14 protein-coding genes are annotated in these 15,685 nt (G+C 42.5%); 9 read left to right on the top strand and 5 right to left on the bottom strand.

What is annotated here, in order from left to right; genetic code table 11:
• Positions 1–44: 44 nt before the first annotated feature.
• The gene (locus FS373_RS13130; RefSeq protein ID WP_227992746.1) at positions 45–2,360 is read right to left on the bottom strand and encodes a PAS domain-containing hybrid sensor histidine kinase/response regulator; all 2,316 of its coding nucleotides are present in this window, start codon (positions 2,358–2,360) and stop codon (positions 45–47) included.
• A 657-nt stretch (positions 2,361–3,017) separates the two neighbouring features.
• Between FS373_RS13130 and FS373_RS13125 the strand changes: the two genes are divergently transcribed.
• Entirely contained in the window at positions 3,018–3,317 is a 300-nt protein-coding gene (locus FS373_RS13125; RefSeq protein ID WP_144047900.1) for a hypothetical protein, read from the top strand.
• Between the two features lie 30 nt (positions 3,318–3,347).
• Here FS373_RS13125 and FS373_RS13120 read toward each other — a convergent pair whose 3' ends face one another.
• Positions 3,348–3,818 carry a YcxB family protein gene (locus FS373_RS13120; protein WP_144047899.1) on the bottom strand — a complete coding sequence of 157 codons (471 nt, stop codon included), beginning with the start codon at positions 3,816–3,818 and terminating at the stop codon, positions 3,348–3,350.
• 140 nt (positions 3,819–3,958) lie between these two features.
• On the opposite strand from FS373_RS13120, the gene FS373_RS13115 reads away from it, so the two are divergent.
• The 3 genes from FS373_RS13115 to FS373_RS13105 all read left to right on the top strand — a co-directional run bounded on the left by FS373_RS13115 (position 3,959) and on the right by FS373_RS13105 (position 5,192).
• Complete coding sequence (locus FS373_RS13115; protein ID WP_144047898.1) at positions 3,959–4,261, top strand: DUF1971 domain-containing protein; 303 nt, start codon at positions 3,959–3,961, stop codon at positions 4,259–4,261.
• Positions 4,262–4,455: 194 nt separating this feature from the next.
• The gene (locus FS373_RS13110; protein WP_144047897.1) at positions 4,456–4,791 is read left to right on the top strand and encodes a DUF1971 domain-containing protein; all 336 of its coding nucleotides are present in this window, start codon (positions 4,456–4,458) and stop codon (positions 4,789–4,791) included.
• 152 nt (positions 4,792–4,943) lie between these two features.
• Positions 4,944–5,192, top strand: coding sequence for a hypothetical protein (locus tag FS373_RS13105; protein WP_144047896.1), 249 nt, complete (start codon positions 4,944–4,946; stop codon positions 5,190–5,192).
• Between the two features lie 105 nt (positions 5,193–5,297).
• On the opposite strand, the gene FS373_RS13100 is transcribed toward FS373_RS13105, so the two are convergent.
• Together FS373_RS13100 and FS373_RS13095 are read right to left on the bottom strand one after the other, a co-directional pair.
• The gene (locus FS373_RS13100; protein ID WP_144047895.1) at positions 5,298–5,723 is read right to left on the bottom strand and encodes a VOC family protein; all 426 of its coding nucleotides are present in this window, start codon (positions 5,721–5,723) and stop codon (positions 5,298–5,300) included.
• Between the two features lie 61 nt (positions 5,724–5,784).
• A complete protein-coding gene (locus tag FS373_RS13095) occupies positions 5,785–6,405 on the bottom strand; it encodes an NAD(P)H-dependent oxidoreductase (protein ID WP_152829607.1) in 621 nt (206 codons plus the stop codon).
• A gap of 141 nt (positions 6,406–6,546) precedes the next feature.
• On the opposite strand from FS373_RS13095, the gene FS373_RS13090 reads away from it, so the two are divergent.
• From FS373_RS13090 to FS373_RS13080, 3 genes are all read left to right on the top strand, one after another.
• Positions 6,547–7,188: a helix-turn-helix transcriptional regulator gene (locus FS373_RS13090; protein WP_144047894.1), complete on the top strand. Its 642-nt coding sequence runs from the start codon at positions 6,547–6,549 to the stop codon at positions 7,186–7,188.
• Between the two features lie 10 nt (positions 7,189–7,198).
• Entirely contained in the window at positions 7,199–7,909 is a 711-nt protein-coding gene (locus tag FS373_RS13085; protein WP_144047893.1) for a pseudouridine synthase, read from the top strand.
• A 597-nt stretch (positions 7,910–8,506) separates the two neighbouring features.
• Positions 8,507–9,079 (top strand): acetate uptake transporter, encoded by a 573-nt coding sequence (locus FS373_RS13080; protein WP_152829606.1) that lies wholly within the window; start codon positions 8,507–8,509, stop codon positions 9,077–9,079.
• Positions 9,080–9,161: 82 nt separating this feature from the next.
• On the opposite strand, the gene FS373_RS13075 is transcribed toward FS373_RS13080, so the two are convergent.
• Positions 9,162–10,694 (bottom strand): MFS transporter, encoded by a 1,533-nt coding sequence (locus tag FS373_RS13075; RefSeq protein ID WP_144047891.1) that lies wholly within the window; start codon positions 10,692–10,694, stop codon positions 9,162–9,164.
• Positions 10,695–10,993: 299 nt separating this feature from the next.
• Here FS373_RS13075 and FS373_RS13070 point away from each other — a divergent pair, with 299 nt between their 5' ends.
• Positions 10,994–11,557, top strand: a complete 564-nt coding sequence (locus FS373_RS13070) for a GNAT family N-acetyltransferase (protein ID WP_229380988.1) — start codon at positions 10,994–10,996, stop codon at positions 11,555–11,557.
• A gap of 312 nt (positions 11,558–11,869) precedes the next feature.
• Positions 11,870–15,661 (top strand): methyl-accepting chemotaxis protein, encoded by a 3,792-nt coding sequence (locus FS373_RS13065; RefSeq protein ID WP_144047890.1) that lies wholly within the window; start codon positions 11,870–11,872, stop codon positions 15,659–15,661.
• The last annotated feature ends 24 nt before the right edge of the window (positions 15,662–15,685 follow it).

Raw genomic sequence — 15,685 nt, 5'->3', positions numbered from 1 at the left:
TGCTTAAAGTCTTGTTTAGAGAACATTCAGCTTCATCGTTTATTTCATTCTCGGTTATTTGCTATGTACCATTTATTCATTACAGCCTTTAAATCCTTTAATATCATTGGCTTACTTACGAAGTCATTCATGCCAGTAGAGTAGCAATGCTCTGCATCCCCACTCATGGCGGCTCCAGTGATCGCGACGATTGGAATGGCTTGTCTTTGCTCTTGCAGCTCAATCAATCTGATTTTCTTTGTCATGTTGTAGCCGTCTAGGTTAGGCATATGACAATCGGTAAGAATGATTTTGTAGTCGATGGAACGCCACTTTTCTATGCCATGCAGTCCATCGTTTGCCAGATCACACTGGTAACCTAAAGTGGCTAGTTGTTTAGCTATAAGCTTTTGATTCAAAGGGTTATCCTCCACGACTAAGATGTCTGCACATTTATTTTTATTGGTGGATTGCTTGATGCTCGTCATTAAGTTATTGGTTTTAATTTCATCGAGTGATAAGCATATTTCTTGATCTATGACTTTTTTAATTGATGCGACTAACTGGCTACGAGTCATAGGATCGATTGATACCAATAAACTTTGTGGCATGAGTCTTCTGGTTTGACTTATTTGTGAAGAAAGCACACCTATGATCAAGTTTGAAGCGAGTCTATGGTCTTGGTATATATCGAGGAGGGTTTGTTGGTAAGCATCTAAATTACAGCATAGTAATAGTACAGCATCATTATCAGCGATTGCTAAATTAATATCTGCAATATCGTAGTGAGCCACTCGACTTTTTTCAGCGATTAAGTGTTTTCTTATATTATCAGAGCGCTGCTCTAAGTGACCACAAAGCTGAATGAGTGCAATCTTAGAGCTTGCTAATTGAAATTTTTCATCTGTTTTTTTAGAGTGCCAGAAGGGAAGTTGAACTCTGAAAGATGAGCCTTCGCCAAGTGTACTAGACAGTTCAATTTGTCCGCTCATCAAGTTAATCAACTTTCCACAAATGGCTAAACCTAACCCGGTTCCTCCATATTTACGGGTGGTAGAACGCTGAGCTTGAGTGAATGGCGTAAACAGCTTTTTTTGAGTCTCTTTATCTATGCCTATACCATTATCAGTAATGGTAAAGGCAATTTGGTATACCGTATTATTGTGTTCAACAACTTCGGCTTTTAAATTGACCACCCCCCCTTTACCATCGAGACTCGAGGTGAATTTTATGGCATTACCGAGTAAGTTAAATAGCACTTGTCGAACCCTAAGTGCGTCCCCTTCTACAAATCGGGGAATAGATGGATCTTCTTCAACATTAAGAACAACGCCTTTCTTGATTGCTACTGGCTGAAATATTTTTACGACATTATCTATGGTATCGGCGATTGAATAATCTCGCGCTTCGAGTTGCAACTTACCAGACTCAATTTTAGTGATATCAAGAATGTCATTTAAGATAGTGACTAAACTATTGGCCGATGTGGCTGCTGTTTCAATTAAATCTGTGGACTCAGGGCTTTGCTTAGAGAGAGTTAAAAGATCTAAGGAGCCTATGACGGCATTCATGGGGGTTCTGAGTTCATGACTCATCATGGAAAGAAACTCACTCTTAGTTTGGTTAGCTTGTTCGGCTCTTTCTTTTGCCTGTTGTAGCTCTAAGGTGCGTAAGTTGACTCTGGCTTCGAGTTCATCATTGATCTCTTGTAACTCTTCCTGAGCCTTGAATATGGGAGATTGATCGATGCAGATCCCATCAATACGAGATATTCTATTCACCTTATCCCGACCCACTTTGCCTTTTCCTAATATATGTTTTATTTCGCCGGAGGGTAATATGGTGCGGTATTGTTTATTAAAGCTCTCTCCCGTTTTTAAAGAGTGTTGTACTGCTTCTAGCACTGCATCGGAATCTTCAGGGTGCAGCCTATCAACCCATTTTTGAAGATGGCCTATATCTGAAGGTTGTAGGGCAAACATGTCGTTAGCTCTTAAGTCCCAGTCCCATGCCCACTGTTGATTTTCATCTAGCTCTGCCCGCCAGTTGCCAATATTGCCAGCTTCTAGGGCTAAGTTCTTAGACTCGATAGCATCTCTTAATGCAAGTATATTCTCTTTTTCTTCGGTGCAATCAATTAAAGAGCCTGTAATGGTGAACTTTTCTCCGTCGGATAAGAATGCTTCGCTATTAAGTTTGAACCAGCAGGGTTTACCTGCTTTATAGATACGAAATTCAAAGCTGAGACGAGTACCGGGTTTACATTCTTGTTTAGTTAGGAGTTCAAAGTTAGCCTTGTCTTTATTTATGACCAGCGCCTTAAATTGTTGCCAGCTAAGTTGCGTATCAGGTTTTATTCCTATAATTTCTTTTAGTTTCAATGAGAAGTAACTTGAATTCGTTTCAGGAGTATATTCCCAGGTCCCTATATCAGCTCCCTTTATTGCGTGATTTAATCTGTGTAATTTGTTTTTTATTAAACTGGTTTGTAGTTGAGACTCGCAGCATGGACTAACTAATAGCCAGTATTCTCTAGGATTGTCTGGATTGAGGCTAATATTAACGCTAACACTGAATTTTTTGGTATTAATCACCAGATAAGAAAGAAAGCTATCTCTGTAATTGAGGTGTTCTAAAAAAAGGGGCTGGCAGGAGGTAAGGCCGATATCAAAAAAACTAAAGAGTGTGTGGGCCATCATTTGATTGAAGTTATTTGATGGCGCCTTAAAAGTATCCCTAAAACATCGATTTGTGCCCGTAATCCCCCCCAGTTTATTACAAACAAGAATCGGAAAGGGAATAAGGTTTAAGGGGGATTGTTGGTACATATCCTTTGTACTCTTTAGCGGCACTTTATCCATAGAATAAGCGTAGCACTTTTAGATATTTTCGCCTTACTGAGTAAATGAGGATTTTAATTTTATCTTTAGGTATTCATTTTCAGAGAGAGAGGTTAATAACGTATTTAAATGTTCCATTAACAGTGTAAGTTAGAGGGAATAGAAAGGTATGGCTAGATAAAAGTTGAAGGGGCCACGGTGGATATACGAGAAAGTAACATCATTGAAATTCGTCATAGTGATATTGAGGACATAGTAGCGATTAAGAATATCTATTCTCAGCCTTCATGTTATAGCGGAACCTTACTGCATCCTTTTCCCTCTTTGCTACGTTGGCAAAAGCGGCTCAGTGAGCTTCCGGAAAACTTTCACAGCCTGGTGGCTGTCGCACTCTATAAGCGTAATGGCTTCATCATAGAGGGAGAAGCCAGAGATTACGCCTTTAGAGATGGAGAATATGTGGATGCGTTTATCATGGCAAACGTTAAAGATGGATAAAATCGTTAAATGCTATTTTTGATGTTATATCTAAACTTTACGGTCTATAAAGGCTAGCGCGGTTTCATTGAGTACTTGTTTAGAGACATAGCTGGTGCCACCTAGATGTTTAATGAGAAAGCCCCTGTCTGTGGTTATTATCTCAGAGACATCACTCCACAATATCTGACTCTTAACATAGAAGGAGTAGCTGCTGATCCCTTGTTCATCTAAGGTTAGCATCACTTCATTTCCGGCTGCTTTACTCATCATCTGTCGCCAGAGCCACCAAGTTTTTTTAAACTTCACATTTCCCCATTCCAATGCTCCTAGTCCGATAACAAACCAAGAAGCATAGGCATTCATGCCTGTAAGCAATAAGGCTACACCGACGAAAAAGAAGCCTATTGCTTTAGTGTAGGCACGCCACGTGGTGTCAATTGTGACAGATTCATCGAAGCATTCACTAAAATGAGCCTTATCGAGACTGTATTGGGTCGTGTAGCTGAAAGGGGAGGTCATGAGACTAAGCTATTATCAAATTTAGCCAGAGTTTAACGCATCTCAGCTCAAATCTCTTGGCCTATCTGTGGTGATACCAATATATGCAGCTAGACTTAATGTAATTAGTGTTATGAAGCTCTTTTCTGGTGAGGTGTAACATGTCATGTGTACCTAAAGGTTATAAGAGTTACAAGTCGATCGGTGTTTTTACAAGAGGAACTATCCCTGAAACACTTTCACAGCCTCATTTTACGAAGACAGGGATCTACGAACAGATCCATGTTTTACAGGGAGAGGTCAAGTTTTACGGTTATCAAGGTCAACATTTACAAGCAGAAAAAGAGGTTTTGGTTAAGGCCGATGAAACGGCGATATCTCATCCTAACTACTGGCATAAAATTGAACCTTTGACGGAAGAGACTCAATTTGAAGTGACCTTCTATGCTAACCCCAAGTTATAATAACTCCTTGTTTATGTCTAAAAATTTATAGGTCTAGCGAATCTGCATTGAAGATACGCTATTTATTGTATTTTTCATTTTTTGCTTATTATCCTCATGGTTAATAGCCTGAAGTTGATGTAGATTGTCTGAACATCAACTATCAATTAGCTAATACCAATCGGTATAAGTCAGTGCTAAACCAGAGGTGTTCTATGGCTCAAATTCCAAGTGATTATGTTAATTACAAATCAACACAAGTCTTCACTATCAATAATGTCCCTAAAATGTTTCTTCATTTGCATAATACTAAAGCCGGTGTTTATGGACAGATCAATGTTATTAGCGGCGAGTTAAAGTTTTATGGTTTTACTGAGCGTCGAGGTGAAATAGAGCAGACTCTGATTATTCCTACCGGAGGCGTTGCCGTATCTCCTCCAGAGTATTGGCACAAGGTGGAATTTCTTACAGATGACACCTCATTTAGGGTCTACTTTTTTGCTCAGAAGGACTCATCGATAGTGAAAGAAAATCAATCGGAACGGGCTTAATATGGAGTCTATAGGCTGAATTAGTCCTTCTGTCGAGTGTCTCAAATTAAGGGGATATTCTGAGGATACCTACAGTTAACAAATCTTAACATGACATTTACAGTGAGGGCGGGTACAGTGAATATTCGTCGATAATAGATTAAGGAGAAGATATGTTAATGGGTAGCATAGCCGAACTGTTCTTCTGGTTTTTCTGGGATTTTTTACTTTCTTTCATTTTATACACGACTGGTGCCGTGGTGTTAAGAGTCGTGTCGTTTGGGCGAATTCAGAAGCCTCTTTTCGCTCCAGGTGTGTTTAGCAGTGAAAAAAGGTTAGCGAGAAATGATTTTTTCTCGGCTTATATCTCAGGTTTCTTCTTCTATTTAGTCTTGCTAGCATTAGTTATCTGGTTAAAGTGATGTGTTTGCTACAGACCTCTTCTGTCACATTACCTAAGATTGGGCCGTATCTTTTTCAATCTGATATGGCCATATTATCTAGTTCCTAGTTCCTAGTTCCTGCTATTAAGTTTCATCATATCGATTTCTTTGTGTCGGGATATCACTCAGGTACTGCACGAATTCGACTTCATAACCGTTTGGATCTAGGTAATAGACGTTTCTTCTAAATTCATCGACGGCGCCATCTTTGTCAGCGAGGAAGCCCGCTTGAGCTAAACGTGCAATCACGGCATCGATATTATCGGTAACGAAAGCAAAATGAGCCAAGCCGACCTGATGACCTGTGAGGTCTCGGTTTTGACTAACACCATCATCATTGAAGGTGAGATATTGATAATCGTCGCCAAAATGTACCCAGTTCCTGGGTTTCCCGTGCCATGTACCTTCTCCGCCGCCACGTACTGACCAGTGGGGAAAAGCTGCTCGATAGAAGTTGAGTGTCGTTGGGATATCTTCAACGACTAAGTTTAAATGTTCCAGATGTAGCATAACTTACTCCTCATTTTTCATTTTATTATTTGATGGTTTACCTAGTTTCTAGTGCCGGTATTTACATGCCGTAGCAGTATTCCTGCTGTTTGGGGTATGGCTCATGCCTGTGTCTATGTCTGATTGTAGTTAAGGCTTGGCTATACTGGTGCAGCATATGCAAGCTGTAATCTATACGTTGCCTAAGATCTTTTTCTCGCTGGTCTTCTTCTAATACGCCTTCATGTGAATGATTGAGAACTTCAGTGACATTACGAATGATTAAGTGATCGGGTAGGGCCACTAATTTGTTATTTTTAAGTGCATTCATTCTTAGTTCTGCAATGGGGTAGGCGCCGCTTATTCCGCTGACCACAGAGACTAACAGTGCCGGTTTATGGGCCGTGTCTTGGTTGTCACACATAAGCAGGAAATTTTTGAGTAGGGGTGAGGCCATTCCCCCCCATTCTGGAGTGATCAAAATTAGCGCGTCGGCTTTTCTGACCTTGTGACTTATCATGGTCCAAGGGCTAGCCTCGGCATACTTACTCTCCTGCTCACCGTCCCAAAAAGGTAGGTCGTAATGGCAAAGCTCTATATGGCTCACCTCTTCAAATTCAACAGAATGTTTAGCTAAATAAGTTGCGACTTTAGCAGTTTGTGAATCCATTCTTTGGCTACCACTGACGATGAGTAACTTCATTTAATAAACCTTTTACCTTATTAAGTGTTTTGTAATGTAAATGCTTTACATAAGTTTGTAAAGGCTAAAGTAAATAAAAATGTTTACTTAATGTCTGGATGGGTAATAATGTAAGGGTGAAGAAAGGTGTAGAGAGGCATCATGAAAACCAGCGAAAAAATCATTCAACTGCTCAAGACTCAAGGTCCCCTCACTGCTAAGGTTTTAGCCAGTGAATTATCTCTGACAACCATGGGTGTGCGTCAGCATATGCAAGGTTTAGAAGATGATGGCGATGTGATCTTTGAAGATAAGAAGGCGGCTCGTGGTCGTCCGACTCGATTTTGGTCCCTGACTTCTAAGAGTAATAGCCACTTCTCCGATCGCCATGAAGAGCTCTCGGTTCAGTTGATAGACTCCGTTATTACCGTATTTGGTGATAGCGGACTGGAGAAGTTAATAACACATAGAGAGCAAGCCTCACTGGCACTCTATCAACAGAGCATGTTAGACAAAACCAGTCTTATCGATAAACTTAATGCCTTAGCCGAGCTGAGAAGCCGTGAAGGATATATGGCTAGCATAGTCGAAGACGAGTCATGTTATTGGTTAATGGAAAATCATTGTCCAATCTGCGCCGCTGCCAGCAAATGTCTTAATTTCTGCCGCTCTGAGCTTAACTTGTTTCAAACGATATTAAGCGATGAGGCTACCGTCAGCCGTGAAGAGCATATCATCGAGGGAGCTAGGCGCTGCGCCTATAGAGTGACTCCTCTACCTGCAGTTAACGCTTCGACTCAATAGGCAAAAGGAAATGGAATCCAAACGCGCCAGATTAGACAGGTTCCTCAGCAGTGAGCTTAAGATCAAGCGTAAAGATATACGCTTGATGCTCGCGCAGAATAGGGTCAGAGTCGATGGCATAGTGGCCAAAGACATACAGCAGCTGGTGGATGAATTTTCCCATGTGTCACTCGATGACAGAGTGCTTAAGAATAATACCCCCAGTTATGTAATGCTCAATAAACCTGTGGGGGTGGTGAGTGCGACCAAGGATGTTAAACACAAGACAGTGATCGACTTGTTAGAGCATCCTGCTAAATCTGAGTTGCATATCGTAGGTCGGTTAGACTTGAATACCTCAGGGTTAGTGCTTTTGACCAATGATGGTCGCTGGTCCAGAAACTTGATGTCTCCAGAGTGTAAAGTTGAGAAACGTTACCGAGTGACACTGCAAAACCCACTCTCTGAAGAGTATATTCATGCCTTCGCCAAGGGGTTTTACTTTGAATTTGAAGATATAACGACTCAGGCGGCCAAGCTTGAGATTATCGGTGAGTATGTTGCAGAAGTGACCTTGACCGAAGGTAAATATCATCAGATTAAGCGTATGTTTGGTCGTTTTCGTAATCCTGTCATCGGGCTACATCGCTGCTCGGTTGGAGAACTGACATTAGATGCCTACTTAAACGAGGGAGCGAGCCGGGATCTTACCGCCGCAGAAGTTAATGGTATATTTGGCTAGACGGATCAGTTTCAGAACCTGAAGACTCCTCGTTTAATGCTGCTCGTTTACGCTATATTTATTGTTTTGGTCTTTTTTGCATAGATAGGGAAAGTGATTGCTGCTTTTGAAGACCTGATCACACTCTTTTTTTATTTGGGGCGTAGATCACTTAAAGCTGGTTATACAAGCAAATGAACTAGTTCATCAATTACTTAAATACCTTGTAAGTGTGAGTCATGTCGCTATTGCTTGGTTTTTGTGATTGAGATCTCTCGGGTTCGGTTTAAGGGCTTGTGCTTATCTAGATGAAATATGCTATCGACTTGAAATTAAAAGGGTTAGTCATTAATCAGATGAAATCCCTTCTTGAGCACTTCTGAATTCAACCTCATCATATCGTTTTGAAAATTAAAGGTTATAAATTATTCTGCTCGTTAATTGAACCGAGTCTATTCAAAGTGACTCTTAGCCTGATCACCGATTGCTCCTGTTTGATATGCACTATTCCATCCTCTAAGATGCGCCGCGCAAATTCAAATTCAAATTAAATTTCATTTATGATGACAACTTTTTTGTTGGCATCATAATTGTTGGAATACTCCTTAGGGGAACTCGATGTCGACAAAACTTGCTAACCCAGCACCTTTAGGCCTGATGGGTTTCGGTATGACCACCATCCTATTAAATATCCATAACGCTGGCTTCTTCCCGATCGATTCTATGATCTTGGCCATGGGTATTTTCTATGGTGGTATCGCTCAGGTTATCGCAGGGATGATGTGTTTCAAGCGTGGTGATACTTTCGGTACTACGGCTTTTACCTCCTATGGTATGTTCTGGCTAACGTTAGTCGGCCTCTTGATTATGCCCAAGCTTGGCCTGGCAGAGCCTAGTCCTGCCGAATTTATGGCTTGGTATCTGCTACTTTGGGGCGTCTTTACCGCTTTCATGTTTGTGGGTTCACTGCGTTACCCCAGGGCTAAGCAAGTGGTATTTGGATCGCTCACTATCTTGTTCGGCTTGTTAGCTGCAAGAGATTTTACCGGCAGTGAGTTAATTGGGACCATAGCTGGCATAGAAGGGATCTTCTGTGGTGCTAGTGCCATCTATTTTGCAATGGCTCAGGTACTCAACGCCGAGTACGGTCGTACTATTTTTCCTGTAGGTGAGATCAAGAAATCTTCATAGATTGCTATTTTTAGCAGTAAGAAGTAAAAATAAAAAGGGGCGCTAGCCCCTTTTCTGTCAATCAGTTAGGCCTCTTAGCTTCTTAACTTCTCTGTAGCTTCAATAACCACTTGCCATACAGGAAGATACCCACGGCGGAAATGGTGCCAATGGCGGCAATGATATACCAGGCCATGCCTATATTGTGGGTATTGTAGAGTAGAGTCGTTAGCTCTTGAGCTGGCTCTCCTGTGTAGGCCACGAGTGTAGTAAAAGCTTCACCCTGTGGGATCGCACTCACATCACTGGCACTCATTCCGCGCTCTTTGAGCAGGTCTAATGAGAAGATCTCCTTCGATGCATACATCTCATAGAGTTTAGGACCGAAGAAACCTTCGAGTGTCCAGCCTATGCCTTGGGGCAGCATCACAAAGCCCAGATACATGGCTTTCTTGCCTTCCGGGGCTATGTTACCCATAAACTCATTCTTCTTCGGGCTAATCATCATCTCACCAAACGAGAACATGACGATGGCCAATACCATCATCCAGGCCGCGTTAGTGGCGCCAATCACGACGAAAGCCAAGATACTCAGCAAACAACCAGCCAGCATTGCCGTGGTGATACGATATTTAGCCGTAAGGGCGGCAACCAGGAAACAGGTGGTCATTATCATGCCGGCATTAAGGTTGAGCATGCCTTCTGGCATGACCTTAGTCCCGGTGTTATCCAGTCCCAGCCAGAATTGTAAGATCCCGTTTGATGTCCCTTCCGGGCCAAATAATGAGGTCACGATAACGCTGGTATCGACCCACTCGGCAATATGGATTGGCAGAACATCAAACAGTGAGTTAAATAGGAACCAGAACCCCGCAAATACCAACATGTAGTAGATGACGATAGGTTTCTTCAGTTCGTGGAGGGCATCTCTCCAGAGCGCGACCTGATGGATTTCACCCGATTTAATCTTACGGTTACGCTCTAAGCGTGCCTCTTTGCCCGGCTCTTTATAGGCAAGCAAGAAAAGGAAGTTAAATGAGATTATGGCTGCACAGGCGTAGAACACATTATCCCAGGATAGCTGACGCATATGCACGGCTACCAAGGGGCCTAAGAAGCCGCCAATATTCACCACCTGATAGAATATACCCCAAGCCATAGAGGTGTTCTGCCTCCCCGTCGAAAGGACCAATGTCCCCTGGATCCCAGGTTTAAATATCCCGGTACCAGCGGCGAGTAATATGGCGCCGAAGAGGAAACCATAGAAACTGGGGAAGAAGGCCATCACTAAATAACCGCAAATTTTGATTATGGTTGATGCAAAAATGGTTTCCTTGTAGCCGACTCGGTCTGAAATGCCGCCGGTAAATACCGGGACAAAGGTCTGCATCATTGCCCAAATTCCGATAATCACACCATAGTCGCTGAGGCTGATCCCTAGGCCGCCTTCAGAGACAGGTGCTTTTGCATAAAGACCCGCACTGGCCTTAACACCATAGTAGGCAATACGTTCAACGAGCTCCATGCCGCCGACTATCCAGAAAATATAACTTAAGCTGGCTATGGAGGCCCACATGCCTAGCTGCTTCACTTCCCGCAGATCATTGTCTGCATAAGCATCTTTGGAATTGCTCATCTTCTTCCTTCAAATATTATAATTATTAGTTTGTTAATAAGCCTGCTTGCTACTAATGATGTGTCTATGTTGATTTTTATGTTTTAAACGCACATCTTGACTGTTTTTAGGTTGTTCGCTTGTGATAGCAGTCGACACTGTACCTAATTTACTGCAAAACACCAAAACCAATCGAGTAAACTTCACGAAACAGCGGTATCACTGGTTTTTTAAGGTGTGGGGTCTTGTTGACCTTATGTGCTATTTTGCGATATGGCTTAGATTTTTTCTGGCAATTATTTAGTGTAAGGAGCTTGAGCGTGATACTTGATAAGACACGAAGAATGACCAAAGAGATAAGACTCATACAAGAGAGTGAGTTGAGTCTATTTTTTGACTATCTAAGTGAGCAGATTGCGGAAAATGGCCAAGGTGATATTCCTCTGTTTCAGCCAATGTCACGTGAACTTTCTGCTATGTCTGAGCAGATGAAACAGAGGTTCTCAGATGGGATAACACGTACTTTCGGCGATGAAACCTGGAGGAAACTTTGGATAGCAACCGATGCGCAAGATCGGATCTGCGGCCATATCGATCTCAGACCCCTAGTTGAGCCTCACACAGCTCATAGAGCCCTGTTGGGCATGGGCGTCCATAGCGATGCCAGACGAACAGGCGTAGGTAAACAATTGATTAAAACCGTAGAGCAATGGGCTAAAACAGAAACGGATCTGCAATGGATTGACCTCTGGGTCATGTCTAACAATTTGCCAGCTATTTCGCTCTATAACAAAACCGGTTTCATCAAGAATGGTGAAATTGAGGATATGTTTAGGATAGATGGCAGTTCCTATTCATATACCAATATGAGTCTAAAACTATAATTTATCCTGTTTTTTCATATGCATAACAGAATGTCTAGTGATTATTTGTTAGCTAGGGGCTTATTGATAACGAGTCAATCCAATTGACGATTTTAGTTCATCGTTTTAAATAAAATAGCGGCTACAGTTAGCTGATATTTAAACGGTTTTAACCTCTAGATAAACAAGCCCATGCCAATTTCAAGTCAGATTTTGCTGATTTACATTTATCTTCTTTCCTCTTGAACTATAGTTAATCGGATATTTGTCAAAACGACAAGCCCCAATAGGTATGGGGCTTTCGACTATCTGTGTCATGAAAGGAGGCAGGACATGAGCCATTATTTTAATAATATGCCACTTGCGAGAAAGTTAAGCTTAGTTCTCTCTATTGTCGGACTCGTTCCCGCGATTATTATCGCTTCGATCGCACTTTTTAATAGTTCTCAGGCCCTATCAAATGATAAATCCTCGGCGCTAACTGCGGTGGCTGAGTTGAAGACGAGTATTATTAGTCAATATTTCACTACCGCTCAGTCACAATTAGAAAACCTGAGTCGTAGCGGCATGGCTCGCAATGCGCTCAGTGGTTTCTCTAAAGGCTATCATAGCTACCTGGATGAGCATCGAGTGGTCGATACCAGTACATTAAAGCAGTATTATCGGAACGAGTTTGGTGCGAAATACTTAGCTGATACCAGAGACCAAATTGATGATACAGCCTTAGTATCATCGCTTTCAGATGTAGCTATAGCATTGCAAACTAGCTATATAAGTTTGAACCCTTATCCTCTGGGGGAAAAAGACAAATTGATTGATAACGGTGACTCTACCCTCTATGACCGTACTCATAATCAGTATCATCAAGATTTCAGCAGTTATGTTTCTGAGTTTGGTTATTACGATATTTTTCTTATCGATGCCAAGAGTCATGAGGTGGTCTACTCTGTCTACAAGGAGTTGGACTACGCGACGAGCCTAGAGTATGGTCCCTATAAAACAAGCGGTTTATCTGAGGCTTACCACGAAGCTGTGCGTAAGAGAGAGTCGATATTTATCGATTATGCTCCCTATACGCCATCCTACGAAGCCGCTGCCAGTTTTATTGCCAGTCCTATTTTTGAAGGTGAGCATCTTTTAGGTGTATTGATTTTCCAGCTGCCCCTAGATCAGGTCTCTCAGGTGATGAGTTCGACTTTTGGGCTAGGTGAAACGGGTGAGTCTTATCTGGTGGGCAGTGATAAGAAGATGCGCTCCGATAGCTTCTTCGATCCTAAATATTCAGTTAAAGAGTCTTTTAATTCCCGCAGTAATATTTCAGTCAGTACTCCTCAAGTTACTAACGCCTTGAACAATGAGTCTGGTTTTATTGAGAGCCAAAATTATTCGGGGCATCGAGTCGTTGCGGCTTATGCTCCCTTAATTGTGATGGGGAGCCGATGGGCTTTGGTGGTGGAGCAAAGCAAAGGTGAAGCTTATGCCGCCATCTCCTCTCTGAGATTGTTATTTATCGTGATGATGCTGGGGTTACTGATACTGACTGTGTTAATTGCCATAAAATTCGGCCGCTCCATCGCATCACCCATACAGGACTTGTCTGCTTTTATCCTTGATTTAAAGTCTCAGTGGCGATTCTCAATGCGCACTAAGGTCAATAGTACAGATGAAACCGGCCAGGCGGCCAAAGCGCTTAATGAGATGCTTAGTTCTCTCGATTCGGCCTTGCAGGACATCAATGGCACAGTCGAAGAGTTAGCAAAGGGTAATTTCAAACATAGGGTCAAGACTGATATGACGGGAGATCTCGATGATCTTAAGTGCACAATCAATGATTCGGCCACAGCGATTACTGAGTCTATTGACGATATCGGTCGAGTGATGAAGGCGATAGAGGTCGGAGACTTTACCCAAAGAGTAGAAGTGAATGCTCAAGGACAGTTACTCGAGCTTAAAACTACGGTCAATACTACAGCTCAGAGTACCGCCATGTTTATTGAGGATGCCGTTGACGTGATGCAAGGCGTTGAGGCTGGGGATTATAGTGTCAGAGTCTCTGTTAATGCCAAGGGTGAGTTAGATACTTTTAAACAAGTGATCAACCAGAACATCCAAAATACCGAACTGGTCATTAATGATATTGGTCAAGTGATGCAGGCTATTCAGCAGGGAGATTTTACTCAATATGTCAATGTGCCTGCACAAGGGCAATTACACACCTTAAAACTAACCATTAATCAGACAGCGGAGGGGATGGCTAGCTTTATTAAAGATGCGACATCTGTGATGCAGCAACTGGAGGCTGGTAATTATAGTGTCAGAGTTGATGTTGATGTTGCTGGAGAGCTGGCAACCTTCAAGCAAGCAATCAATCAAAATATTGAAAATACCGAGTTGGTTATCGATGACATTGGTGCTGTGATGCACTCAATTCAACAAGGAGACTTCTCTCAAGTGGTGCAAGTGTCTGCACTGGGACAACTAAATATCTTGAAAATGACGGTCAATGAGACTGCAGAGTCAATGGCATCATTTATCAAGGATGCGACCAGTGTCATGCAGAGACTAGAAGGCGGAGACTATAGTGTCAGAGTCTTGGTTAACACGGCTGGTGAACTGACTACTTTCAAAAAGGCCATCAACCAAAACATCATGAATACTCAAACTGTGATATCTGAGATCGGTTCCGTGATGCAGCAAATTCAGCAAGGTGTCTATGGCAAGCAAGTAGAGTGTGATGCTAAGGGGCAACTTGCTCAGATAAAAGACAGCGTCAATGCGGCCTCTAAGATCACAGATGATATTGTTCGTGAAATTATTCAAGTGATGGAATCACTCGCCCAAGGGGATTTTAGTCATCGGGTCTCTGTTGATGCTAAAGGTGACTTAGCTAAGCTCAAACAGAGTATTAATCTGGCAGCATCAGGCACTAACGATGTGATTAATAATATTATTCAGGTGATGAAGAAAGTAGCCGAAGGTGAGTTTGACGAGCAAGTGACAGTCGATGCCAAGGGACAGCTATTAGATCTAAAATTGGGGGTTAATGCGGCGGCAAACTCATGCGACCAGGTAGTGAAGGCAATCTCTCAAGTCATGGAGTCATTAGCACATGGTCGGCTTGATCAAAGGGTTACCATTCAAACCTTTGGTGATTTCAATCAACTCTCTGGTGCTGTTAATCAAACCTGCGAAGCAATAGAAGCCACACTCAATGAGTCGAAAGAGGTAATGGAAGCAGTTGCGCAAGGTAACTTATCCGAATCCTTTAGCATGGCAGTAGAGGGCGAATATGCTGCTTTGAAGCTGAGTATCAACCGGACTGTCGATAATCTTGTTGCTATGATCGATGAGATCCGCATCGCAGCTAATGTGGTCAATCACAAGACTCAGGAAGCTTCAGATGAGACATTCGGCCTGAATCAACAAATAGACGAGCAAGTTGCCAGCGTGGAGAGCATCGCCAGTGCCATGTCTCAGATGCAGGCATCCATTAGTAACACCTTAGATAAGGCTCATCAGTCGGCAAACATGTCCTTGCAAGCCCATAAATACGCCATCGAAGGTGAACGTGTGGTCGATAACGTGATTTTGGCGATGAATGGGATCTCTCAGTCCAGCGGTAAGATGTCAAACATCATAGGTGTTATCGATGAGATTGCATTTCAGACTAACTTACTCGCGCTCAATGCAGCGGTCGAGGCAGCTAGAGCTGGAGAGCAAGGCAGAGGTTTCGCCGTTGTCGCCGCAGAAGTCAGAGTTCTGGCCCAGCGCAGTGCTAACGCTGCCAAAGAGATATCTCATCTCATCAATGACTCAGTAGAAAAGGTCAATACCGGCGCCGAACTGGTGACTGAATCAGGACTGCTTCTTAAAGAGATTACGGTCTCGAGTGAAGGGGTGAAAAATAATGTCGATGAAGTGACATTAGCAATGAAAGAGCAGCAGAGTCAGGTGGTATATATTTCTGAGGCGATGGAAAATGTCGACAGTACAATCCAGCAGAGCGCGGCTATGTTAGAGAACTTGAATCAGAATGTAGGAGATGTCAAACAGCAAGCTATGAGTCTGCTCAATTTGATTCAGAAATTTCAGACTCAGTCTCCAGGAATGTTAAAGGCAGTTTAATTTTAGGCACTCATAAACGAGTGC

The sequence above is a fragment of the Shewanella sp. YLB-07 genome (assembly GCF_009377275.1).
Note: the sequence above shows the minus strand (reverse complement) of the source record. Positions and strands in the feature narration are given on the sequence as shown.

What these genes read in the sequence shown, in the direction of transcription:
- FS373_RS13120 (WP_144047899.1), bottom strand. Translation starts at nt 3,818, where the DNA reads ATGACCTCCCCTTTCAGCTACACGACCCAATACAGTCTCGATAAGGCT.
- FS373_RS13115 (WP_144047898.1), top strand. Translation starts at nt 3,959, where the DNA reads ATGTCATGTGTACCTAAAGGTTATAAGAGTTACAAGTCGATCGGTGTT.
- FS373_RS13110 (WP_144047897.1), top strand. Translation starts at nt 4,456, where the DNA reads ATGGCTCAAATTCCAAGTGATTATGTTAATTACAAATCAACACAAGTC.
- FS373_RS13105 (WP_144047896.1), top strand. Translation starts at nt 4,944, where the DNA reads ATGTTAATGGGTAGCATAGCCGAACTGTTCTTCTGGTTTTTCTGGGAT.
- FS373_RS13100 (WP_144047895.1), bottom strand. Translation starts at nt 5,723, where the DNA reads ATGCTACATCTGGAACATTTAAACTTAGTCGTTGAAGATATCCCAACG.
- FS373_RS13095 (WP_152829607.1), bottom strand. Translation starts at nt 6,405, where the DNA reads ATGAAGTTACTCATCGTCAGTGGTAGCCAAAGAATGGATTCACAAACT.
- FS373_RS13090 (WP_144047894.1), top strand. Translation starts at nt 6,547, where the DNA reads ATGAAAACCAGCGAAAAAATCATTCAACTGCTCAAGACTCAAGGTCCC.
- FS373_RS13085 (WP_144047893.1), top strand. Translation starts at nt 7,199, where the DNA reads ATGGAATCCAAACGCGCCAGATTAGACAGGTTCCTCAGCAGTGAGCTT.
- FS373_RS13080 (WP_152829606.1), top strand. Translation starts at nt 8,507, where the DNA reads ATGTCGACAAAACTTGCTAACCCAGCACCTTTAGGCCTGATGGGTTTC.
- FS373_RS13075 (WP_144047891.1), bottom strand. Translation starts at nt 10,694, where the DNA reads ATGAGCAATTCCAAAGATGCTTATGCAGACAATGATCTGCGGGAAGTG.
- FS373_RS13065 (WP_144047890.1), top strand. Translation starts at nt 11,870, where the DNA reads ATGAGCCATTATTTTAATAATATGCCACTTGCGAGAAAGTTAAGCTTA.